This is a genomic window from Spirillospora sp. CA-108201 (assembly GCF_050936235.1).
Lineage (GTDB): Bacteria > Actinomycetota > Actinomycetes > Streptosporangiales > Streptosporangiaceae > Spirillospora.
Window position 1 is genome coordinate 7,556,217 of the sequence record NZ_JBNJNE010000001.1, and the last position, 19,972, is coordinate 7,576,188.

The 19,972-nt window shown below is 69.3% G+C and carries 20 protein-coding genes and 3 pseudogenes; 12 read left to right on the forward strand and 11 right to left on the reverse strand.

What is annotated here, in order from left to right:
* Positions 1-51: 51 nt before the first annotated feature.
* Both ACQEU6_RS36235 and ACQEU6_RS36240 read right to left on the reverse strand, forming a co-directional pair.
* On the reverse strand, positions 52-624 hold the full coding sequence (locus ACQEU6_RS36235) for a trypsin-like serine peptidase (protein ID WP_499338083.1): 573 nt from the start codon (positions 622-624) through the stop codon (positions 52-54).
* A gap of 445 nt (positions 625-1,069) precedes the next feature.
* Positions 1,070-1,738 carry a GmrSD restriction endonuclease domain-containing protein gene (locus ACQEU6_RS36240; RefSeq protein WP_499338084.1) on the reverse strand — a complete coding sequence of 223 codons (669 nt, stop codon included), beginning with the start codon at positions 1,736-1,738 and terminating at the stop codon, positions 1,070-1,072.
* Positions 1,739-1,953: 215 nt separating this feature from the next.
* Between ACQEU6_RS36240 and ACQEU6_RS36245 the strand changes: the two genes are divergently transcribed.
* The gene (locus tag ACQEU6_RS36245; protein ID WP_499338086.1) at positions 1,954-2,466 is read left to right on the forward strand and encodes a hypothetical protein; all 513 of its coding nucleotides are present in this window, start codon (positions 1,954-1,956) and stop codon (positions 2,464-2,466) included.
* 23 nt (positions 2,467-2,489) lie between these two features.
* On the opposite strand, the gene ACQEU6_RS36250 is transcribed toward ACQEU6_RS36245, so the two are convergent.
* From ACQEU6_RS36250 to ACQEU6_RS36260, 3 genes are all read right to left on the reverse strand, one after another.
* Positions 2,490-3,095 carry a TetR/AcrR family transcriptional regulator gene (locus tag ACQEU6_RS36250; protein ID WP_499338088.1) on the reverse strand — a complete coding sequence of 202 codons (606 nt, stop codon included), beginning with the start codon at positions 3,093-3,095 and terminating at the stop codon, positions 2,490-2,492.
* Positions 3,077-3,730: a hypothetical protein gene (locus ACQEU6_RS36255; RefSeq protein ID WP_499338090.1), complete on the reverse strand. Its 654-nt coding sequence runs from the start codon at positions 3,728-3,730 to the stop codon at positions 3,077-3,079. The genes ACQEU6_RS36250 and ACQEU6_RS36255 overlap by 19 nt, the downstream gene beginning before the upstream one ends.
* 607 nt (positions 3,731-4,337) lie before the next feature.
* Entirely contained in the window at positions 4,338-4,754 is a 417-nt protein-coding gene (locus ACQEU6_RS36260) for a hypothetical protein (RefSeq protein ID WP_499338092.1), read from the reverse strand.
* 88 nt (positions 4,755-4,842) lie between these two features.
* Between ACQEU6_RS36260 and ACQEU6_RS36265 the strand changes: the two are divergent.
* Together ACQEU6_RS36265 and ACQEU6_RS36270 are read left to right on the forward strand one after the other, a co-directional pair.
* Positions 4,843-5,442: pseudogene (locus ACQEU6_RS36265) on the forward strand (DUF6297 family protein); the annotation flags it as partial.
* Between the two features lie 107 nt (positions 5,443-5,549).
* Complete coding sequence (locus ACQEU6_RS36270; protein WP_499340615.1) at positions 5,550-5,699, forward strand: hypothetical protein; 150 nt, start codon at positions 5,550-5,552, stop codon at positions 5,697-5,699.
* A gap of 225 nt (positions 5,700-5,924) precedes the next feature.
* On the opposite strand, the gene ACQEU6_RS36275 is transcribed toward ACQEU6_RS36270, so the two are convergent.
* Positions 5,925-6,107 carry a hypothetical protein gene (locus ACQEU6_RS36275; protein ID WP_499338094.1) on the reverse strand — a complete coding sequence of 61 codons (183 nt, stop codon included), beginning with the start codon at positions 6,105-6,107 and terminating at the stop codon, positions 5,925-5,927.
* A 78-nt stretch (positions 6,108-6,185) separates the two neighbouring features.
* Between ACQEU6_RS36275 and ACQEU6_RS36280 the strand changes: the two genes are divergently transcribed.
* The gene (locus tag ACQEU6_RS36280; RefSeq protein WP_499338095.1) at positions 6,186-7,340 is read left to right on the forward strand and encodes a sensor histidine kinase; all 1,155 of its coding nucleotides are present in this window, start codon (positions 6,186-6,188) and stop codon (positions 7,338-7,340) included.
* A complete protein-coding gene (locus tag ACQEU6_RS36285) occupies positions 7,325-7,936 on the forward strand; it encodes a response regulator (protein ID WP_499338097.1) in 612 nt (203 codons plus the stop codon). The genes ACQEU6_RS36280 and ACQEU6_RS36285 overlap by 16 nt, the downstream gene beginning before the upstream one ends.
* A 226-nt stretch (positions 7,937-8,162) precedes the next feature.
* On the opposite strand, the gene hisS is transcribed toward ACQEU6_RS36285, so the two are convergent.
* From hisS to ACQEU6_RS36300, 3 genes are all read right to left on the reverse strand, one after another.
* Positions 8,163-9,485 (reverse strand): histidine--tRNA ligase, encoded by a 1,323-nt coding sequence (hisS, locus tag ACQEU6_RS36290; protein WP_499338099.1) that lies wholly within the window; start codon positions 9,483-9,485, stop codon positions 8,163-8,165.
* Positions 9,486-9,902: 417 nt separating this feature from the next.
* Positions 9,903-10,280 carry a hypothetical protein gene (locus tag ACQEU6_RS36295; RefSeq protein ID WP_499338100.1) on the reverse strand — a complete coding sequence of 126 codons (378 nt, stop codon included), beginning with the start codon at positions 10,278-10,280 and terminating at the stop codon, positions 9,903-9,905.
* Positions 10,259-10,657: an ATP-binding protein gene (locus ACQEU6_RS36300; protein WP_499338102.1), complete on the reverse strand. Its 399-nt coding sequence runs from the start codon at positions 10,655-10,657 to the stop codon at positions 10,259-10,261. Before ACQEU6_RS36300 ends, ACQEU6_RS36295 begins: the two co-directional genes overlap by 22 nt.
* Positions 10,658-10,861: 204 nt before the next feature.
* On the opposite strand from ACQEU6_RS36300, the gene ACQEU6_RS36305 reads away from it, so the two are divergent.
* From ACQEU6_RS36305 to ACQEU6_RS36335, 7 genes and pseudogenes are all read left to right on the forward strand, one after another.
* On the forward strand, positions 10,862-11,665 hold the full coding sequence (locus tag ACQEU6_RS36305; RefSeq protein ID WP_499338103.1) for a helix-turn-helix domain-containing protein: 804 nt from the start codon (positions 10,862-10,864) through the stop codon (positions 11,663-11,665).
* Entirely contained in the window at positions 11,656-11,841 is a 186-nt protein-coding gene (locus ACQEU6_RS36310) for a DUF397 domain-containing protein (RefSeq protein WP_499338104.1), read from the forward strand. The genes ACQEU6_RS36305 and ACQEU6_RS36310 overlap by 10 nt, the downstream gene beginning before the upstream one ends.
* Before the next feature lie 430 nt (positions 11,842-12,271).
* A complete protein-coding gene (locus ACQEU6_RS36315; protein WP_499338106.1) occupies positions 12,272-12,457 on the forward strand; it encodes a DUF397 domain-containing protein in 186 nt (61 codons plus the stop codon).
* A 203-nt stretch (positions 12,458-12,660) separates the two neighbouring features.
* A pseudogene (locus tag ACQEU6_RS36320) lies at positions 12,661-13,080 on the forward strand (Scr1 family TA system antitoxin-like transcriptional regulator); the annotation flags it as partial.
* Between the two features lie 26 nt (positions 13,081-13,106).
* Positions 13,107-13,256: pseudogene (locus ACQEU6_RS36325) on the forward strand (DUF397 domain-containing protein); the annotation flags it as partial.
* A gap of 473 nt (positions 13,257-13,729) precedes the next feature.
* Positions 13,730-14,926, forward strand: coding sequence for a GyrI-like domain-containing protein (locus ACQEU6_RS36330; RefSeq protein WP_499338107.1), 1,197 nt, complete (start codon positions 13,730-13,732; stop codon positions 14,924-14,926).
* Positions 14,927-15,003: 77 nt separating this feature from the next.
* Complete coding sequence (locus ACQEU6_RS36335) at positions 15,004-15,939, forward strand: cyclase family protein (protein WP_499338109.1); 936 nt, start codon at positions 15,004-15,006, stop codon at positions 15,937-15,939.
* A gap of 156 nt (positions 15,940-16,095) precedes the next feature.
* On the opposite strand, the gene ACQEU6_RS36340 is transcribed toward ACQEU6_RS36335, so the two are convergent.
* Both ACQEU6_RS36340 and ACQEU6_RS36345 read right to left on the reverse strand, forming a co-directional pair.
* Complete coding sequence (locus tag ACQEU6_RS36340; protein WP_499338111.1) at positions 16,096-17,871, reverse strand: hypothetical protein; 1,776 nt, start codon at positions 17,869-17,871, stop codon at positions 16,096-16,098.
* 211 nt (positions 17,872-18,082) lie between these two features.
* Entirely contained in the window at positions 18,083-19,819 is a 1,737-nt protein-coding gene (locus tag ACQEU6_RS36345; protein WP_499338112.1) for a hypothetical protein, read from the reverse strand.
* Positions 19,820-19,972: the final 153 nt, after the last annotated feature.

Consider the following 19,972-nt stretch of genomic DNA (forward strand, 5'->3'; position numbering starts at 1 on the left):
CCGTCCGGTCGCCCGCACCTTCCGCGAGGGGGCGACCGGACGGGCCGCGTCTCAGTAGGTGGCGGAGCGCTCGTACTGCTCCCAGACCCCGTCGTCGAAGTAGGGGGACAGGTTGTAGGTGGGGTCATGGACGATGTGGCTGAGGACGCCGTTGATGAGGCCCAGATGCGTGCTCGCGTCGTAGTCCTTCAGCCACGGGCCGCCGCTGCTTCCCTTGGGGTAGTCGCAGTCGATCCTGACCCTGCTCTCGGGCGGCGGCAGGAAGACCCGCGTCTCCCCGAAGCACTCCTTCTGGGTGAGCAGGGGGCCCAGGTAGGAGATGACCGTCCGCGTCGCGACGTAGGACTCGTTGACGGCGATTCCGTTCTCGCCGACCACGTCGCCGAGCCGTTGGCCCTGCTGGTTCGGTTTGAAGTTGACGAAGCCGAAGTCGTAGCGGTCGTCGCCGTCCACGCCCCACCGCTTGACGCTGTTGGCCCTGAAGCCATCGAAGATCCCGAACGGCGCCGGTTCGTCCTTGGAGGCGCCGGGCCGGAACTTGAAGTTCACGTACTTGCGGTTCTCACCGCCCTTGGACATGCAGTGCCCGGCGGTGATGACCAGGTTCCTGTTGTTGCTTCTCACCACTGCCCCCGTGCAGAGGACGTGTTCATGGCGGACGGGATCGTCGAATTCGAGGCGTCCCACGGTGGGGTTGAACCCCACTGCGACGCGCGTGGCGTCGAGCGGCCGGCTGGGCCCGAGCGGAGGCACCACATGCGGAACCCCCGCCCGAACCGGCGGCGCCTCCTCCGCGGACGCGACGCCGCTCCCGGCGACGAGCAGGGGAGCGAGCGCCAAGGCCGCCGCCCCCATGTCGAGATATTTACGGACTAAGCAGTCTTTTCTCATCCAGTTCTCCGGGCTGGTCAATGGTGCACGGATGGACGAGAGTCGAATCTAGAGAAGAGAGCGCCCGGCAAAACCGACTTCCGCGTCGATGTATCTTCGCCTCGACTGCACTATGGCTGATCGTATTCTTTTGCCGCCCTGATCACGGCGCTCGCGCGGGGTCAGGGCGGCGGAGCGGTCAGCAGGTGGTGAGCATGTCGGTCAGGGCGCTCTTCTCCGCCGCGTCCGTGTTCAGCTTGTACCGCCATTTCACGTCGACCCAGCTTCGTGCGTAGGTGCAGTAGAAGGAGGTCAGGGGCGGCTTCCACCGGGCCGGGTCCTTGTCGCCCTTGGCCTGGTTGACGTTGTCGGTGACGGCCCACAGCTGGCTGCTCTCCAGGTCGTTGGCGAACTGGCGGCGCCGAGCGGTCGTCCACTCGTCGGCCCCCGAACGCCAGGCCTGGGCAAGCGGGACCATGTGGTCGATGTCGAGATCCTGGCGATCGGTCCAGACGCCCCCGTCATAGGGGCTCTCCCACCGGCCGGACGTGGCTTGGCAGGCGGAGTTGGTCTCCACGTTCTGACCGTCGCGCTTGAGGACCGTCTCGCGGGTGTCGCAGGTGCCCTGGACCGTGGCCCAGTGGGGGAACTTCTCACGGGAGTACCCGTCCATGGACCCCTCCGGCGCGACCACGAGCTCGCCGAGGTGGGTGCGGGCGGCGGCCGCGTCCGGTGGCGGCGGCGGCACCAGCCGCTGCCGGGCCTCGCGGTCCGGGCGCGGAGTGTGCGCGGCGGCGGGCGCGACCAGAAAGCCGGCCGAGACGGGCAGGACGACGGCGAGCGTGCAAACGAGGGCCGAGCGGCGCATGGGTCTCTCCCCACGATCGGTGACCACCGAAGATCGGTGATCACCTCAGCGTGACGATCAGCACCCCAACCCCCGTCGATCCCCAGGTGAAGATCACCCCCGCACCCGGAAAAGGATCACGCCCGCCCGAAGGGTGTGACGACTTGGCGCACGGCCGGCTCGTGGTTACGGTCGTTCCTCGACAGGCCAGGGCCGCAGTCATCGCGGGAGGGACCGTGCTGGAGAAGTTGCCGGACGGTCTGTGGGCCACCCGCTACGTCGGCGCCCGCTTTCCGGGGGCGCCGCTGGTGGCCGACAAGCCCGGCCTCGCCGACGGGGCCAACTGCCAACTGTTCGCCTACGAGGTGCTCAGGCTGTTCGGATTCGACCCGCCCGACCTGCGTTCGAGTGAGCTGTGGGCCGACACGGAGTTCACCGAGCAGGTAGCGGAGCCCGGCCCCTACGACCTGGTCCTGTTCAACGCCACCCAGAACACGTGGGGCGCCCACGTAGGAGTCTGCGCCGACAACGACCAGATCCTGCACCTGTGCGCCGAGGTGGGACACCCCGCAGTGTGGACCTGGCAAGACTTCGAAACCCGCCCGCGCTACCAAACCCTGATCGGCACCAAACGCATCACCCGCCGCCTCCGCGACAGCCCGCAACCTTTGGGGTCACAAGGCCCTCGGGGCGGCGGGAGTCCGTGCCGGGGAGAAGGTCATCCCCCGCCCGGAGAAGAATCCCGCTGATCACTGTGCGGCGGGCGGCGCGGTCATCGGCCCCCTGCGGGCCGTCCGGGCTCGCCCGCCCGCTGAGGAGCCGCCTCGCGGAACGCCTGGTCGAGCGCGTCGACGAGGCGGCGGAAGGTCTCGTCGAGCGACTCCGGCAGACCGAACGCGGTGTCCCGCTCCAGCGTCACGAACCCGTGGCAGGCGATCCGCCACATGCGGATCGCGTGGACCAGGCCGCCGTCGTCGAGCCGGTAGCCCTTGAACGCGGACGCGACGACGGCGACGGCCCGGTCGGAGACCGCCTCGTGCTCGGTGTCGCCGGGCGCCGGCGCCCGGACGCTCAGGGCGTACCGTCCGGGGCGCTCGGCGGCGTAGCCGCGGTAGGCGGCCGACAGCTCCACCAGCGCCTCGCGTCCGGCCACGCCCGCGACGGCCGCCGCCAGCCGCGCCGCCAGTTCCTCGACGGCCAGCATCGCGATGCCGCGCCTGACCGCGTCCAGGCCGTCGACGTGCTTGTAGAGACCGGGCAGCGACACCCCGCACCGCCGCGCCACGGCCGCGAGGGTCAGCTTCTCCGGCCCCGCCTCGTCGGCGACGTCCGCGGCCGCCCGGACGACCCGCTCGGGGGTCAGCCCCGCGCGCGGCACGGCTGCCCCGCCTTCCGGCCGAGGGCGATGCCGGCACCGGTGATGAAGAGGATCAGCAGGGGCAGCGACACGTAGGCCAGCGTAGCGACGCCGGTGAGCAGCAGCGCGTACCCGATGCCGGACCCGGCGATCGCGACGGCCAGCGCGAGCCCGGTGGCGGCGAGCCAGCGCGGGAGCACCCCCGCGAGGGCGCCCGCGACCCCGACGGTGGCGAGCAGGAACATCTTGACGCCGTCCGCGCGGTTGAGCGCCTCCAGCCAACCGTGCGCGGCCCCGGGCGACGACGCGGCGACCAGCGCCATCCCGAACAGGAACTGGGCGAACGAGACGACCGCCGCCGCCAGCCCGGCGACCGCCGCGACCCGGCCGGCACGCGACCACCCGGCCGCGCGGGCGAGCGCGAGCGGGACGAGGGCGAGCGCGGCCGGGGGCAGGCCCTCGGTGAGCAGGAACTGCACGGTCGACGCGCTTTCGTGGCCCGCGTAGGCCGCGACGATCTCGCTGCCGCTCGCCCCGAACCCGGGCGCGGGCACCGGAACCGACAACCCGGCCACCCACGTGACCAGGAAACCGGCTCCGGCGACGGTCGGAACGTTCAGTGGTCCGCGGCGCGGCGCGGCGGCGATGGAGGCCATCGTCTCTCTCCCTTGGTTAATTGGAATAACCAGAAGTTAGCAAGCTTAACCAAGGTTTCGCAAGCCCCTCCCGCGGAGCCCACATGCAGCGTTCCGCGCACCGGAGACGGGGGCCGCCCGATCGCTGAAGCGCGGCGTCCTGTGCCCGGGCAGCCGCTGCCCGCTGAAGTCGGCGCGGCAGGACGACCAGTTTCACGCCACTACGAGATCGTCCCCGTGGCCCCTGAACAGCGAGCCCGCGCAGTCCCCGCACTGCGGCGCCAACCGCACACAGGACGAACGGCGGCGCAGCCAGTCGCGCGGCTACCGCGCGGGCTGGCTGCGCCCGGTCGCGAACAGCATCCTGAACGTGCCCGCCCACGTGGCGGCCGAGCTTCCGCCCGAGGTCCGGGTGCTGCTCACACCTGCCTCGGATGACGGCTCCCCCCGAAAGGTGGGCACCGATTTCTGGCGGCAGTGGTCAGGCTGCCGGTGTCCTCCCGTCGTTGACCGGTGAGAGTTGTCCGAGGCGGGAGTGCCTGCGGCGGGTGCTGTCGCGGGTGACCCGGCGGAAGACGGCTTGGCGTGCTGTGCGGGCGGCGCCCCAGTGGTTGCGCACCGCTCTGACTCAGTCGCGTGCGGCCCAGTCGCGTAGAACGGCCTCGACCTCGGCCAGGCACTCCTCGGCGGTACGCGTCCCGTCCCTTTCCAGGTCGGTCATCAATCCGGCCGCGTAGTCGGCGAGAGAAGTGATCAGCTCGAAGACGCCGACCTCTCCCTGACGGACGAGGTCTCCCATCACCACGAAGAAGGGCCGCGGACCGGGGGTCAGGAGGGCCCGCATGATCTCGGGGACATGCCCGGCGACGGCCGGCGCGTGCCTCGGGAGGAGTTCGAGGAAGTCGTTCACGGAGCCTCCGCGAGCGATCACCCACCCCTCGGTCACCGCCCCCGCGGCAGCGGCCATTCCCACCGCGAGACGTCCGATTCCTTCCTCGCCCTCCGCGCCGGACTGGACGGCCGCGATGATCCGGTCGGCGGGCATCGGGTCTTCCGCCGATGCGGTCGAATCCTGTCGGAGAGTGGCGCGTATGAGTGGGACAACGGCGTTCTGACTGTCGAACTGCATGATGATGATCCTCTCAGCACGGCCCCTGCCGGTTCGGCCGCCCTCCGCCGGAGCGTGCTGCGCAAGACGGTCGTGGTTCTGGCGGCGGTGTCGTTGCCGGCCGGCCTGGCGGTCGCCCTGGGCCTGCTGTCGGCGGTCGGCGCGGGCGACCAGTTCGCGCCGCGGGCTACTGGTCGCCGCCGCGGCGGGAGGATCCGCGGACGCGTGGGCCGCCGCGGCGGTCGCGGCGGCGACCGCCGCCGCCGTGCTGGTGCGGTGTGCGTGGACGGCGCTCGGGCACGTCCCGGCGCACCGGATCCTGGCGGCCTCGACGCGGACGGGCACTCTGGTGGCCGCGGCGGTCGTCCTGGATCCCGGCGCGCTGAGCTGGATCGCGGAAGACGCCCACTGGCGGCGCCGCATCCTGCGTTCGCGGCCGCTGCCGCGCTGGTTGCGCGGCTCGCCGACGCTCGCGTGGGTCGAGTGGCGCGGTCTGGTGCGGCGCCCGGGCCGGGCGGCGCTGCTGGCCGCGAGTACCGCGCTGCCCGCACTGGCGGCCCGCGCGGGCGATGGCCTCACACCGGTCGTGTCGGTCGCGGTCGCCGCCGGAACGCTCGCCGCGGCGGCGAGCCTGCACGTCCGGTGCCCGGCGGGACGTCCAGGATCCGAGCCTGATGCGGCTGTCGGCTGTCGGCCGCCGGAAGCCGCTCCCTGCTGGCTGCCCGGTCGCTGTTGCCCGCGCTGGTGGGCGGTGGCTGGCTGGCCCTGGCGCTGGCGGGCCTGTCGGCGACGGGCGTGCTCGGCGCGGGCCCGTGGTGGCTGTTCGGCCCGGCCACCGCGGCCCTCTACCTCCTGACCGCCCACCCACAGGACGGCAGCTGAGTTTCCGGGCTCTGGGTCCGTTGCGGGCTTGTGTGCGCGGCGAGCCGGTCGGGCTCGGCGGGGGCCGGGCGCGGCTGGTGCTCGCGGCGCTGCTGCTGGAGCCGGAACGGGTGGTGCCGGTGCTCGCCGGTCTCGACCGTCCGGTCATCGAGGCGGGCGTGCTGCGCTGGGAGGAGCTGCGGCTGAGCGCCCTCGCCGAGGCGTCGCAAGTGGAGTCGGCCCTGGTCAGTTCTGAGGCTTGTGGCGGGCGAGCATGCCGGAGAAGCCCCAGCCGAGGCCGAGGAGGACCGCGCCCGCGGCTGCGATGAGGCCGAGGGCGTTCACGTCGAGGACGGCGAGGAGCCCGATGACGAGGCCGTAAACGATGGTGAGGACAAAGAGGGCCTGCCGAATAGGGTTCTTGTTCATGGTCACGATGATCCTGTGACTTGGAGGGCAGTACTATCCACCGGTCGGTGGACAGCGGGGCGGGCGGGGGATCAGGGCGTGACCGGTGATCCTGGGGTGGCGCGGGCGGAGAACGCCTGGCAGCACTCGTATCCGTTCTGGGACGCCTACTTCGCGATGGTGCTGGTCGGGACCATCGCCGCGACGGCCGCCGACGCGGTGCCGCCGGGCAGGCGGGCCGCGGCGATCGGGTTGCTCGTCCTGCTGAGCCTGGCGTACGCGGCGACCGGGCGGAAGGCGCTGCGGTCGCAGGAGGTGCCGCGGCCCGGGTGCAGGATCTACGCGGTCGCGCTGATCTGCATGTTCGTCCCCGCGACGCTGCTCGCGCCGGTGGCGGCGACGGGGCTGGCAGCGCTGGCGCCGCAGGTCTACATGATGTACGGGACGGCCCGCGGCTTCGCGCTGATGGTCGCGCTGTTCTCCGGGCCGGTCGGGCTCGGGCTGTCGAGGTCCGGGGCGGGCCGGGCGGTGGCGGTCGTGATCATCACGGCGGCGCTCGCGTGCAGCGTGCTGCTCGCCGTGTTCATCGGACGGCTCGGCCGTCAGAACCACGAGCGGATACGCCTGATCGAGGAGTTGGACCGGACGCGGGACGAGCTGGCCGGGGTGAGCCGGGAGGCGGGGGTGCTCGCCGAGCGGGAGCGGCTGGCCCGCGACATCCACGACACGATCGCGCAGGGGTTCACGTCCATCACGATGCTGCTGCAGGCGGCGGAGGCGGAGGTCGGCCCGAACCGGCATCTGGAGCTCGCCGCCCGGGCGGCGCGGGAGAACCTGGCCGAGACGCGGGGCCTGGTCGCGGCGCTGGCGCCGCCCGCGCTGGACGGCGGCTCGCTCGCGGAGGCGCTGCGGAAGATGGCCCGCGACTTCGACGTTCCCGTCGATCTGGTCGTGGACGGGGAACCGCGGTCGCTGGACGCGGTGGAGGTCGTCCTGCTGCGGGTGACGCAGGAGGCGCTCGCGAACGTCCGGAAGCATTCGGGGGCGGAGTCGGTGCGGGTGTCGCTGGTCTACGGCGATCCGGTGCGGCTGACCGTCGCCGACGACGGGTGCGGGTTCGAGCCGGGGCAGGTCCGCCGCGGGTTCGGGCTGCGCGGGATGCGGAGCCGGGTCGAGCAGGCCGGCGGGACGTTCACCGTCGCGGGAGGGCAAGGTACGAGGGTCGAGGTGGCGGTGCCGTGCTCCGCGTCATGATCGTCGACGACCATCCGATCGTCCGGGAGGGGCTGCGGGGGATGCTCGCGGCGGAGACGGACATCGAGGTGGCGGCGGAGGCCGCGTCCGGGGACGAGGCCGTCGCGGTGGTGCCGTCCGTCGGTCCGGACGTCATCCTGATGGATCTGCGGATGCCGTCCGGGGACGGGGTGAGCGCGATCGAGCGGTTGCCGGGCCACCGGATCCTCGTGCTGACGACGTTCCAGGAGGACGCCGGCATCGTCCGGGCGATCGAGGCCGGCGCCGCCGGGTACCTGCTCAAGGACGCCTCGCGGGCCGACCTCGCCGCGGCGGTCAGGGACGTCGCGGCCGGCCGGCGGGTGCTGTCGCCGGAGGTGTCGGCGCGGCTGGCGGCGGCGGGCGAGGCGCGGCCGCCCGTCCTGTCGGCGCGGGAGTCGCAGGTGCTCGCCCTGGTCGCGGAGGGCCTCACCAACGCCGGGATCGGCGCACGCCTCTACATCGGCCAGGCGACCGTGAAGACCCACCTCCTGCGCATCTTCGGCAAACTCGGCGTCTCCGACCGCACGGCGGCGGTGATGGCCGCCCTGGAGCACGGCATCCTGCCTGTGCCCTGACCAACACGCCCGAAGTTCTTCGAGACCGATCACGGCGGCCAGCGGGACATGAGGTCTCGCGGGACGCCCGCCCGCATGCTCCAGAGTCGCAACTCCCTGTGCCGTCTCAGGGAGTAGGAGTTGCGCCCCGGTCGGGCATGCGCATCATGAGGTCGGTCGAGCCGCTGCCCAGCGGCGCGTGTTCGCGCTGAGACCGTCGACGTAGCTTGCCGTCATCCTTCTGTAGTCACCTCGACGGCGCGCATCTCCTGATGAGGTGCGCGGCGAGTTCGTTGGTCGGGATCTGCGCCTGCTCGCCCGAGTCCATGTCCCGGACGGTGACCACTCCGGCTTCCTTGTCGGACGCGCCGTAGATCAGCGCGAAGCGGGCATGGCGGTCGGCAGCCCATGTGAGCTGTTTGGTGAGCTTGCGGCTTGCGGCCAGATAGATCTCGGTGCTCAGCCCGGCGTCTCGTAGCCGGGCGGCGAAGCCCACCACTTCTGTCGCGGTGTCTTCGGCGATCACTGTCGCCGCCACGTCCAGTCGATGGACGTCGCCTTCGTGGTCGCTCAGCAGGCCGATGATCCGCTCGATGCCGAGGGAACCGCCGCAGGCGGGGACGTCCGGGCCGCCGAGCGCGGAGATCAGTCCGTCGTAGCGGCCGCCGCTGGCGATCGAGCCCGGCATTCCCTCCGCGGTCACCTCGAAGATCACGCCGGTGTAGTAGTCGAGCCCCCGCACGAGGCTCGGAGTGAAGGCGATCCGTTCACGCCCCACCTTGCCGGTGGCCAGCTCCAGCAGCCGAGTGATCTCCTCAAGGCCGGCCCGCCCGGCTTCGCTGTCCTTCAGCGTGGTGTGCATCCGTTCCACCGCATCGGCGGCGGTCAGGTCGTTCACCAACGCCTCGGCGATATGCGCTGGGAGAGACCGCGCGTCCACCAGCTCGGCGGCCACCCTTTCCGGAGCGAGTTTGTCGAGCTTGTCCAAGGTGATCAGCACGCCGCCGCCCAGCTCTGCCGGAACACCGTAGACCTCCAGCAGTCCGGACAGCGCCTGGCGTGAGTTCACCAGAACCTGGTAGTTCCGCACGCCGACCGCGTCCAGCGCGTCGGTGAGGGCGCACACCACCTCGGCATCGGCGAGAGGAGATGCCGACCCGACCACGTCCACGTCGCATTGTGCGAACTCACGGAAGCGGCCCTTGCCCGGGCGGTCCGCCCGCCACACCGGCCCCATCGCATACCGCTTGTACGGGGTGGGCAACTGGGACCCGTAGTTCGCGACGACACGGGCGAGCGGCACGGTCATGTCGTATCGCAGCGCGAGATCGGCCTCACCGGTGGCTTCGTGCTCACCACGTCGAAGGATCTTGAAGATCAGTTTGTCGCCCTCGTCGCCGTACTTGCCGGTCAGGGTCTCCAGCCGCTCGAACGCCGGCGTCTGCAACGGCTCGAATCCATATCGTTCGAATACCGCGCGGATCTGCGCGAACACACGCTCACGGGTGCGCAGGCCACCGGCGAGGAAGTCGCGGGTGCCGGACGGGGGGTCGAACCGCCGTGATGCCATGGGAACTCCTGACCCAACGTGATCGAAGTGGCAAAAGGGCGAAGAATGAAACAGGTCCGAAGCGGCCGTCGGGTGATGCCGCCTCCCTGTAGACCCGACAGGCTGCCGTTCCTCGATCGTAGCGACCGGCAATCATCCGCCGTGTCGAACCACACCCGCCTTCCGAAAACCGCGGCTTGTGGCGCGTTGTCCCTCCTCAAGGGGAAGTGCTGCCTGCAAAGAGATGGGGGCAGGGGCGTCGAGGCCTTGGCTGGGCCCGAGGTTTGACCACCGGTCGGACAAAAGCCCATGGATAGCCTGGGTCAGGGGCGAGTTGGCCCAACACGCCCGATCTGAAATTGTGCGAGTGGACCGGGGATTAGCGGAGCGTCCCCCCGAGAAGGTGGGTCATCGCGTTTCCGTTGGTGGCGGTTGTTGTTACCAGGTGGAGGGGAACATGCGGTGTTTGAGGAGGGTGTCCACCTGGTCTGCGGCGTGGTCGGTGTTGTCGCAGGGGGAGAGGTAGCCGTGCTTGCCGCGTCCGGCTTCGTAGTAGGCCCAGTTTCGGCCGGGCGTGGGGCGGACGCTCACTGTCAGGCGGACGTGGTCGTCGGGGCTGAACGCGAGGACCAGGAGGAGCGGCCTCCAGGTGGGGAAGTCGTCGGCCTGGTAGTGCTTGATGCAGCGGTAGCCCTTGGACTCGATCGCAGCGGCGAGCAGCTCCAGGTAGAGGATCGCGGTTGCGCGGCCCAGCCGGGTCCGCCACCACGCCAGGCGCGCTCTCGCGTGGGCGATCAGCGGGCGCAGCGGGCCCATACGACCTTTCCCTCCTCGTTGAGCGGTCGGACGCCCCAGTCGTGGACGAGCTCGGACAGCAGGAGCAACCCGCGCCCGCCCTCGGCGTCGTCGTCCTCGCCTTGGACGACGGGAAGGGCCCTGCTCTCGTCCCACACCTCGATGACGGTGAGCGGCGCGCGGACGTCGGGGAAGATCCGCACGACGATGTGCCCGACCCCCACGTGCTTGTAGCTGTTGGTAACCAGCTCGGTAACCACGAGCCGCCCGACGAAGTCGTCAGCGTGCCCGAGTTCGCGGAATCTGTCGGTGAGGTAGCGCCGCGCTTTCGCGGGAGCCTCGTCGGACGGTTCCAGAACGAGCGGCGCCACCTCCGGCGCGAGCATGACCACTGGCATCGCTGAATCCCTCCAGCCTGGACGGCGGCTGATCTCGACGGAGCCATCACGCCAAACCAGGAGAATCAGCCACTATCACCCTGTGTGATTGAACAAACACCATCAGGCCAGAAGGCGGCGTACTCTCTCAGGAGACCTCGAAAACGCCCGCATTCGGGTTGCTTCCGCTAGCGCTGAGTTGCCTTCCTGAGAAGGGAGATCGTCATGGCTTCGACCATCGAAAACCGCAGGCGCACCCCCGAGTTGCGGTCGTTCGGGGCGGTGGTGAGGAGGCTGCGGGAGGCGGCCGGGCTCAAGCAGATCGAACTGGCCGCCCTGGTGAACGTCACTCGCGCCTACATCGGACATGTCGAGCTCGGTAAGACTCGATGCCGCTCAGACTTCGCCAAGCGTCTCGACGATGCGCTACGGGCCGATGGTGAGATCGTTGGGGCGTGGAACCAGTTACTGGAATCTATCAAGTCCGTGAAGTATGCCGCCTATTTTGTGAACTTCCCCAAGGTCGAGTCGACGGCCGCGATCATCCGCGTCTACGAGACTCATATCGTCAACGGCCTGTTTCAGACGGAAGCCTATGCCGCTGAAATCATCAAGGACGCGGATATCTTGAATACGCGAATGAACCGGCAGAAGCAGGTCATGGACGCCTCTGCTCCAAAGATATTCGTCGTCCTTGAGGTGGGTGTTCTCCACAGGCAGGTCGGCACCCAGGAGGTTATGCGTGGGCAACTCGAATACCTACTGGAGTTGTCTGAGCGGCCCGGCATTCGGGTGCAGGTGCTTCCCACCGTGTACGTGGAGGACGCGCGAGCCGCCTTCACCATCGCCACCCAGTCTGACCGCAGCGACGCCGCATACCTCGTAACTGGGACGGGCGGAATGACTAGTGCAGATCCGGACGATCTCGCCAACCTGCACGAGCGATTCGCTAGTCTTCAGGCAGAGGCGCTCAATGTGAGAGACACTCGCGCCCTGCTCAGAAGGGTGATTGACGAGCGATGGACCTGACAAAGGTGGCGTGGCGCAAGGCTTCGCGAAGCACAGCCGAGGGAGACAACTGCGTCGAGATCGCCGGGATTTCGCAGGCGGTGGCGTTCCGAGACAGCAAGGACCCCGATGGTCCCAGGCTCATCATCGGTCACAGTGAGTTTCGGCGCTTCGCTGCCGCGCTCAAGAACCTTTAGTTCGCCCGCCTGAGGCGAGAAACGATCCGACGTCATGAGATTTGTGACGCGAGTTGGTAGAAGTTATCTCACATGGCAATCCGTGTCATCGTATAAAGCTGCCGTTCGCTGCGGCGATGGCCGCCGTCCGTGACGGCAAGAACCTTGACGCTTACTGATCGCGTGGACAGGCGTTCAAGCCTGAAGGTCACGGCGGCGGCCCGGATGCCTCGTCAGCGACGACGAGGTGATTTCTGCACAGCGCATCTCGGAACACCGCCCGCCGCTGTCCCCGCCGACTCCCCAGGGAGGCGGCCAAGGCGTACGGTGGTGAGACATCGAGTAGCCCGCTTCGCGTTGGGCGCTGGCTAACAAAACGCAGGCTACCCTGCAAATCGAGCACTTAACGTCAGAGACCGGCTGAGGTTGATACGAGAGGTTTTCAAGAAAGATGGACTTGAGCAAGCTGGCTTGGCGTAAGGCGTCTCGCAGCAATGAGTCGGGAGACAACTGCATCGAGATCGCTGGCATGGCAGGGGCTGTGGCCATACGTGACAGCAAATACCCCGATGGTCCCAAACTCATCATCGGCCACGGTGAGTTCTGGCGCTTCGCTGCCGCGCTCAAGAACCTTTGATCCGTCCCTGGTCAAAGGAGTGATCCGGCTTCCTGGGTAGGGCGATAGGAGCCGGTTGTGGAATCTCGGACTGATGGTTTTGTTGTCGCATAAAACTGCCGTTACCTGTGGAGATGGCCGTCGTCCGCGACGGCAATTCCCCTGACCGCTTGCTGCTCGCCTGGACAGGCTTCCAAGCCTGAGGTTCGCACCGTCGTCCCGCCGACTCCCCAGGAAGATTGAACTGGACAGCTCGCCGCTCCGAGGTCTGGCCGCCCGCATCGCGAAGGCGGGCGCTCTCGGTAGTAATGGACCAGACCGTTCTTTATCGTGAGGTGGGCGGGAAGGAGACGATGAGAGAGCAGTTGGAGCATCTCATCGAGCTCTCCTGTAGAGACAGGATAACCCTTCAGATAGCTCCGATCCGCCACATTCGAAATGTTTGGGCGCCCTTCGTGATCGCTACCTTGCCTGACCAGCGTCAAGTTGTGTACACGGACAACGCGTGCGGAGGTGAGACCACGACGAGCCCACGGCATGTGGCGTTAGTGAATGAGACATTCATCGTGTTGCAAGGCGAGGCGCTTAATGTGAGAGATGCGCGTGCGCTGATTAGAAAGGTGATTGATGATAGATGGAAATAACAGAAGTTGTGTGACGTAGGGCGTCGCGTAGCAAGGAAGACGGCTCCAACTGTATTGAGATATCCGAGTTCCCTGGCATTGTCGCCATTCGTGACAGCAAGGATCCTGATGGTCCCAAGCTCATCATTGGTCACAGTGAGTTTCGGTGCTTTGCCGCCGCGCTCAAGAACCTTTAGTCCGTCCGCCTGAGGCGAGAAGCGATCCGACGTCATGAGATTTTGGCGACGTGAGCTGGTAGAAGTCATCTCACATGCCGGTCCGTGTCAACGCATAGAACGGCCGTTCGCCGCGGGGATGGTCGCCGTCCGTGGCGGCAAAGCCCCTGACCGTTTACCGCTTGCGTGGACAGGCTTCCAAGCCTGAGGTCCACGCCGGCGTCCCGGATACCTCGTCAGCGACGACGAGGTGACGTCCCCGCACAGCACATCTCGGAACACTGCCCGCCGCCGTCCCCGTCGACTCCCCAAGAAGATCGAAGTGGACGGCTCACCGCTCCGAGGGGCTGGCCATCCACATCGCGAGGGCGATCGCGTCTTCCCGAGGGGCGGCCATGCGGGTGCTGCCCGCCTCGTGAAGCCGGGATGAGGCGGGCGCGTGGAGGAGTGGGGTGGTTGTGTGCGGTGCTTTATTCTAGCGCTAGAGTAATGCTGTGGCTGCTGATCTGACGCCTGCTGAGTTGACGTTGCTCGGGCTGCTCGTGGAGAAACCCAGGCATGGCTATGAGCTGGACGAAGTCATCGACGCCCGGGGGATGCGGGAGTGGACTGAGATCGGGTTCAGCTCGATCTACTACCTGCTGACGCGGCTCCGGGACCGTGGGCTGATCGCCGAGGTCGACGCGCCGCGCGGTGGTCGGGGGAAGACCCGCCGGGTGTACGGGCCGACGCCCGAGGGGTACCGGGTGTGCGCGCGGGCGGCCGAGGCCGCGGTGGCCGAGCTCCGGCCGGTGTTCCCGCCTCTGCTGGTCGGTCTGGCCAACCAGCCGGTCATTCCGCCCGTCCGCCTGCGGGCGGCGCTCGACCAGCGGGCCGCGGCGCTGGCGGAGAAGATCGCCGCCGTCGGCGCGGCCCGCGACGCGCAACCCGGCGTGCCCGGGTTCGTCCGCGCCACCTTCGACTACTCGCTGGGGCAGCTCGCGGCCGAACAGCGATGGCTGGACGACTACCGGGCGGCCGAAGTCGGCGACCGATCACCCACCAAGGCCCCGACAGGAAGGCGGACGACCGTGACTCGCTTTGACGTCAAGCGCGAACTCAAGCAGTGCTACGCGCCCAAGAACACCGACTGGGCGTTGGTCGAGGTGCCCGCGCAGCAGTTCATCGCCGTCGACGGCAGCGGCGACCCCAACACCGGCGCCGGCTACGTCCGCGCCGTCGAGGCGCTCTACGCCGTCGCCTACACGATCAAGTTCGCGAGCAAGGTCCTCGACCGGGACTTCGTCGTCGGGCCGCTCGAAGGGCTGTGGTGGTCCGACGACCCGGAGGTGTTCGTCACCCGCGTCAAGGACGCCTGGCAGTGGCGCATGCTCATCAGCCAGCCCGACTGGATCACCGAGGACCTCATGGACGAGGCCAAGAAGACCGCGCTGGCGAAGAAGGGCCTTCCCGCGATCGCCGAGGTCCACCGCGTGACACTGGACGAGGGCACCTGCGCCCAGCTCCTGCACGTCGGCCCCTACGACGACGAAGGCCCCGCGCTCGCCAGGCTCCACCACGAGTACCTCGCCGCGAACAACCTGCGCATGTCCGGGCACCACCACGAGATCTACCTCGGCGACCACCGCCGCACCGAGCCCGCCAAGTTCAGGACCGTCCTCCGCCAACCCGTCCAGGCGTCCGACCGCTGATCTAGGGTGATGCCGGTCCAGCGGGCCCTGGTGCCTCGGAGAGCGTGACCGGAGGATCGATGACGGCAGGGCGGCCGATGCCGACTCAGGACGACGTGCTCGGGTACTTCGACACGCTGTCGAACTGGGGGCGGTGGGGCGACGACGACGAGCTCGGCACGCTGAACCACATCACCGACGACGTCCGGCTGGCGGCGGCGCGGGCCGTGCGCCACGGCCGGAGCGTGTCGTGCGCATGGGAGGTCGCCGTGCCGGACGACATGGAGCGGTCGACGACGACGTGCCCGTGCGCCGCCGACATGCCGGGCGCCGAGCACATGCCGAAGGCGTTCCACAACGACCGGCGCTGGGGCTACTCGTCCGAGCGGCTCGGCATCATGTTCCACGGCAACACCCTCACCCACGTCGACTCGCCGTGCCACATCTACTGGGACGGCGCGATGTACAACGGGCGGCCGCACGCGCTGGTCGACGCCGCCACGGGGTCGGCGTGGGCGGCCGTCACGGCGGCGGCGAACGGGATCGTCACGCGTGGTGTCCTGCTGGACGTCGCGAGGGTCCGCGACGTGCCGTGGCTGGAACCGGGGCAGGGCGTGTTCCCCGAAGATCTCGAAGAGGCCGAGCGTCGCCAGGGTGTGCGGGTGCGTCCCGGTGACGCGGTGCTCCTGCGGACCGGCTACGGCCGCGTCCGGCACGAGTCCGGCGCGGGCGGCGGTTTCACGCAGTCGGGCTGGCACGCGTCCTGCCTGCCGTGGCTGCACGAACGGGGAGTCGCGCTGATCGGCGCCGACACCCCGCAGGACGTCCAGCCGTCGGGGTACGAGGACGTGCTGATGCCGGTCCACGCCGTGGGCCTCGTCGCGATGGGCCTGTGGCTGCTCGACAACTGCGACCTGGAGGCGTGCGCGGCGACGGCCGCCGGCCTCGGCCAGTGGGACTTCCACCTCGCCGTCGCCCCGGTCCGCTTCGCCGGAACGTCTGGCAGCCCGGTCAACCCGATCGCCACGTTCTGACCGCGGGCGCGACGCCCCTCGAACACGTGCTCAGATCAGGACGGCGAACTCGCCGAAGAGGAGACTTCCTCGGGGGTGTGGACGGCGGTGCCCAGCGTCGAGACGCCGACGCCGGGCCGCCCGGCGCTTGAGGTACGGCCTCCGGGAAGGGCCGGCTCACTCCGCGAGCGGGCTCGTGATCGCAGTGATGCTGCCGTGCGGCAGCCACGCGCCGGTGGGGTGACGATGGTCCGGGACGCCGGGTACGAGAAGCGGCGAGGCCGCGTAGAGCCGTATCGGCCCCTCGCGGGCGGTCTTCAGCCACGCGGTGTACCCCGCGGCGGATGCCGGTTCGCCAGGGAAACGGCGGCTCAACTCGGCGATGTACTTCACCGCTGCCGGATCACCGGTGGGGAACCGCAGCGGTAGCAACTGACCGGCCGGCGGTACGAGCAGCGACGTGTTGAGCAGCCAGGGCGCGAGGTAGGTGCCCTGGGAGGTCGTGTATCCCGTGCCGACGTCACGCACCACTCCGTAGGCGGCCCCCCAGCCTGCCACGATCACGAGTGGAATCCGCGCCCGGCCCGGGGCGGCGACGGTGATGTGCTCGCGCCGCGCCGCGGCTCGGACGATCGTGGCCGCCTGCCGGCTGCGGGGTGAGGAGTCCGCGACGAGGCCCAGCGTGCGTGCACCGCGGCCGGCCACGAACCGGACCGTGGCCCTCAGCGCGGCGGCGTCGGAGGCCGTGAGCCGGTCGGCCGGGCAGGACCGGAGCGGGCCGGTCGCCCCCGCGAGGATCCGGCCCAGGGCGACGCTGGCACACTCCGGCCCATCCGATCCACGAAGATCGGGAGCACCACTGTCACGGGGGCCGGTGTCGACCCGCACGGCTTTCATGGTGCCCATGACCTTGACCCGCAGCCGGCTGCGCCCAGCGGGAAGCCATACCTGTGCCCAGATGTTCCCAGTGCCGGGCCGGGTGGCCGCGGCGGTGAGCCGGCCGCGCCCGGCCCCGACGTACGCGCGGTCGGCACCGACATGGACGAGGTTCCAGCCGGGCCGGGCAGGCGCGACGAGAACCGGTATCAGCCGCCCGCCGGCGGCGATGCCGTCCATGAACGGAACCCCCGGCGCGGGCGGTACGGCCGGCGGCGGCACGGCCACAAGCGCCGCTGCGGCGAAGCCCGTGAGGGCGAGGCCCACCGCCGTGCTCGCCGAACGGGCCGGCGGCCGCGTCATCGGACGATCGGAGCGCCTGAGCCAGACCACCGTCACGGCTGTGGCAGCGCCCGCGGCAAGGATCGCATCGGCGGCGAGGATGGCCGTCCAGGTGGCACTGGACGGTGGCGGGCCGTCGTTCGCCAGTCGCGCTGCCGTGGCCGCGGTCAGCGCCGCCGTGGCTGCCAGGATCGCCGGCAGCAGCCGCCGTGTGGTCCGGTCTCGGTCCTCGGCCCGTGCCGTCGCCAGGTGACCCGCCGAACCTGTCCACACGGCCGCGGCCACCCCCTGGAGGAGCACCGCAGCGGCGTCGACGACGCCGCGGACACCCGAGGCGCTTCCGGCTGACAGGGTGGTGGCCAGGTACGTCGCGAGGGCGGCGGTGGACAGGGCGCCTGCGGCAGCACTCGCGGCCGCGCGCGAGAGCAGTGGCGGCAGCGCGAGCGTCAGCACCGCCATCCCCGCGAGCGCCGGCGGCAGGGCGCCTCCGATTCCGATCGCCATCACCGGGGAGACGGCGGCCACGGCCGCCGCCATGCGGGTCAGATTCCGGCAACCCGGCGTGGGTGCACCGGCGAGCGGCCGCAGCAGCGCGCTCCCCGCGACCACCGCGATCGCCGCGACCGCAAGGTGACGGAATGCGGCCAGGACTGTGAAGGGCGGCGGGGCCGGAGCGTGGTGGGTGTGGCTCCCGTCCCAGCCGGGAGCGGTCAGGAGAACCGTGACGAGCGCCATTCCCCACCTCGCCTAACGAATGCGCACTACAGGTTACTTAAGTTGCTCGACTCGGATGTGGGCAACCTCGCTCACCGACGACGAGCGCGGCTCGCCCACGTACCGCAAACGAGCGATCAAGCTCCTGAGCCGTCGCCCGAGACATCCGGCGTGGTCATCCCGGATGTCTCGGTGCGTGGCTCCCCGCCGCCGGCTCTGAGAGCGTGAGCGTTCAGCGCAGATCGGCGTCGGCGACCGCGAACACCACTCCGTGCGGCCTGGCCGGCCCGTGGACGCCGTGTGGCCACTTGTCACGGTTGAATTCGACACAGGGAGCATGGGTGTTCTCGTCCACGAAGCCTGTGTCAAGCGACGGCTTTCCGCTCCGGCTCACCTGGCTGACGCAAATCTGATGGTTCCCGTCGACGCCGGTGAACGCGACGAAGTAGTTCGACGTCACCACTCGGCGAATCTGTGCCGTCTCGTGGTAGAAGCCGTCACGGCCGAGCGCGAAGTTGTCCAACGAGCCCCAGTGCGCACCACCCGAGGTGACATCGCGAATCGGAACGGCGCCGATCAGGGACGGGCAGTCGGGCTCGGCGCCTCCGGCAGTGACCTCCGCGGGAGAATCTATCGAGCACCGTGTGCGATTGCCCGCGGCGAGGAGTCGTCGCAAATCGAGGACGTACAGCATGCCGGTCTCACGTTCTCCGGGTGACGTGTAACCGCCCGAGACCACGACGTGGAAGAGAAATCGATCGTCCGGGCTGACCTGCACCCAGCTCCCGGCGTCCCCATCGGAGGTCGGCGTGTCCTTCGGGAACAGCGACTTGAACGCCGTGGCGTCGTCGAAGACCTCCCGCCACCGCGGCTTCTTCGCCGTGACGTCGGGGGTGTAGTAGATCACGCCGCCGCCGCTGGTGGCGACGAAGGCGCCCCGGTGCCGGGGTTGGTGCGTCACTCCCGTCTCCATCGCCCCGCGCGGTTCGGCGGTGTTGAGGTCGGCGTCGTGTCGAGGGCCGGCCGGCAGGCGTGATACCGACAGCAGGCGAGGCGCGTTGCGATCAGAGATGTCGAAGATCCGCACGGTGTCGCGTGCCAGATTCGGGTTGTCCACGATCGGAGTTCGAAGTTCGACGAAATCGCTGGTGATCAGCCGGTTGAGATCTTCGCGCACCTGGAGGCCGTGCGGGTTGGCGCAACTCGGCTGAGGGAGCGCCGGGACGTTGGGGCACAGCTTCGGGTCTTCGCCCTCCTTGGTCGCGGCGGGTGCCTCACTGAGGACCTTGCCGTTCGGGCCGATGCGGACTATCTCGCCCGGCGAACCCGCAAAACCGTTTCCTTCGCGGACCTGCCCCCCGGAATAGCGGCACGGTCCGGTCACGTCCGGACCGCCCACGGCGCTCATGTACGCGGTTCCGTCGGAGAGGACCTGGAAAGCGTCGGGCGCGGATCCACACGGAGTGTCGGAGGCCTGAACCACGCCGCTCAAACCGATCTGCGGCAGCCGCGTCGCGTCGAACACGAAGACCGTGTCCGACAGGATGCCGCCTGCGTAGATCTTCTGGCCCTTGTGCCACATGTACTGCAGGTGGTGGGGCTCGTTGCCGGTCGAACCGTCGATCGTTACGGTGTTGACCACTTTTCCGTAGTCGGGGGTGCCGGCAGTGGCGTCGATGACCGCCAGGAAGTCCGGGTTGGGCGAGCCCTCCGTGCCCGGATCGGCGGCTCCGGCCCAGGCGAGGACGTACTCCCGCCGCGTGTGGCGATTCGTGCGAGTCCGCGTCCTGACGAGATGGTTGGTCACCGAGTGCCGGACGCCGTCGCTGCCGACGACGCTCGAACCGACGCGGATCACGCTCGCGGCGGCACTCGGGTGGCGGGAGGGATCCGCGACGGCGCCACCCGTGGCGAGGATGAGCACGGCCGCCAAGGCCAGCGGTCGTCGAACATCGAGTCTTGAACGCACGCGCTTCCTCCTCGGAGTCGGGCGGCCGGCCGGTGACAGTGCCGCGCGAACCGAGGCTGCCGGTCGCCCAGAGGCTAAACACTTGCACTATATATAGCGACTCCGTGCCGTAGTCGATATCTTCGTCAGCCGTTTTCGGCCATCGGGGAGCCG

Coding starts and splice junctions, on each gene's coding strand:
- ACQEU6_RS36240 (WP_499338084.1), bottom strand. CDS start 1,738: ATGCGCCGCTCGGCCCTCGTTTGCACGCTCGCCGTCGTCCTGCCCGTC.
- ACQEU6_RS36255 (WP_499338090.1), bottom strand. CDS start 3,730: ATGGCCTCCATCGCCGCCGCGCCGCGCCGCGGACCACTGAACGTTCCG.
- ACQEU6_RS36260 (WP_499338092.1), bottom strand. CDS start 4,754: ATGCCCGCCGACCGGATCATCGCGGCCGTCCAGTCCGGCGCGGAGGGC.
- ACQEU6_RS36275 (WP_499338094.1), bottom strand. CDS start 6,107: ATGAACAAGAACCCTATTCGGCAGGCCCTCTTTGTCCTCACCATCGTT.
- hisS (WP_499338099.1), bottom strand. CDS start 9,485: ATGGCATCACGGCGGTTCGACCCCCCGTCCGGCACCCGCGACTTCCTC.
- ACQEU6_RS36295 (WP_499338100.1), bottom strand. CDS start 10,280: ATGGGCCCGCTGCGCCCGCTGATCGCCCACGCGAGAGCGCGCCTGGCG.
- ACQEU6_RS36300 (WP_499338102.1), bottom strand. CDS start 10,657: ATGCCAGTGGTCATGCTCGCGCCGGAGGTGGCGCCGCTCGTTCTGGAA.
- ACQEU6_RS36305 (WP_499338103.1), top strand. CDS start 10,862: ATGGCTTCGACCATCGAAAACCGCAGGCGCACCCCCGAGTTGCGGTCG.
- ACQEU6_RS36310 (WP_499338104.1), top strand. CDS start 11,656: ATGGACCTGACAAAGGTGGCGTGGCGCAAGGCTTCGCGAAGCACAGCC.
- ACQEU6_RS36315 (WP_499338106.1), top strand. CDS start 12,272: ATGGACTTGAGCAAGCTGGCTTGGCGTAAGGCGTCTCGCAGCAATGAG.
- ACQEU6_RS36335 (WP_499338109.1), top strand. CDS start 15,004: ATGCCGACTCAGGACGACGTGCTCGGGTACTTCGACACGCTGTCGAAC.
- ACQEU6_RS36340 (WP_499338111.1), bottom strand. CDS start 17,871: ATGGCGCTCGTCACGGTTCTCCTGACCGCTCCCGGCTGGGACGGGAGC.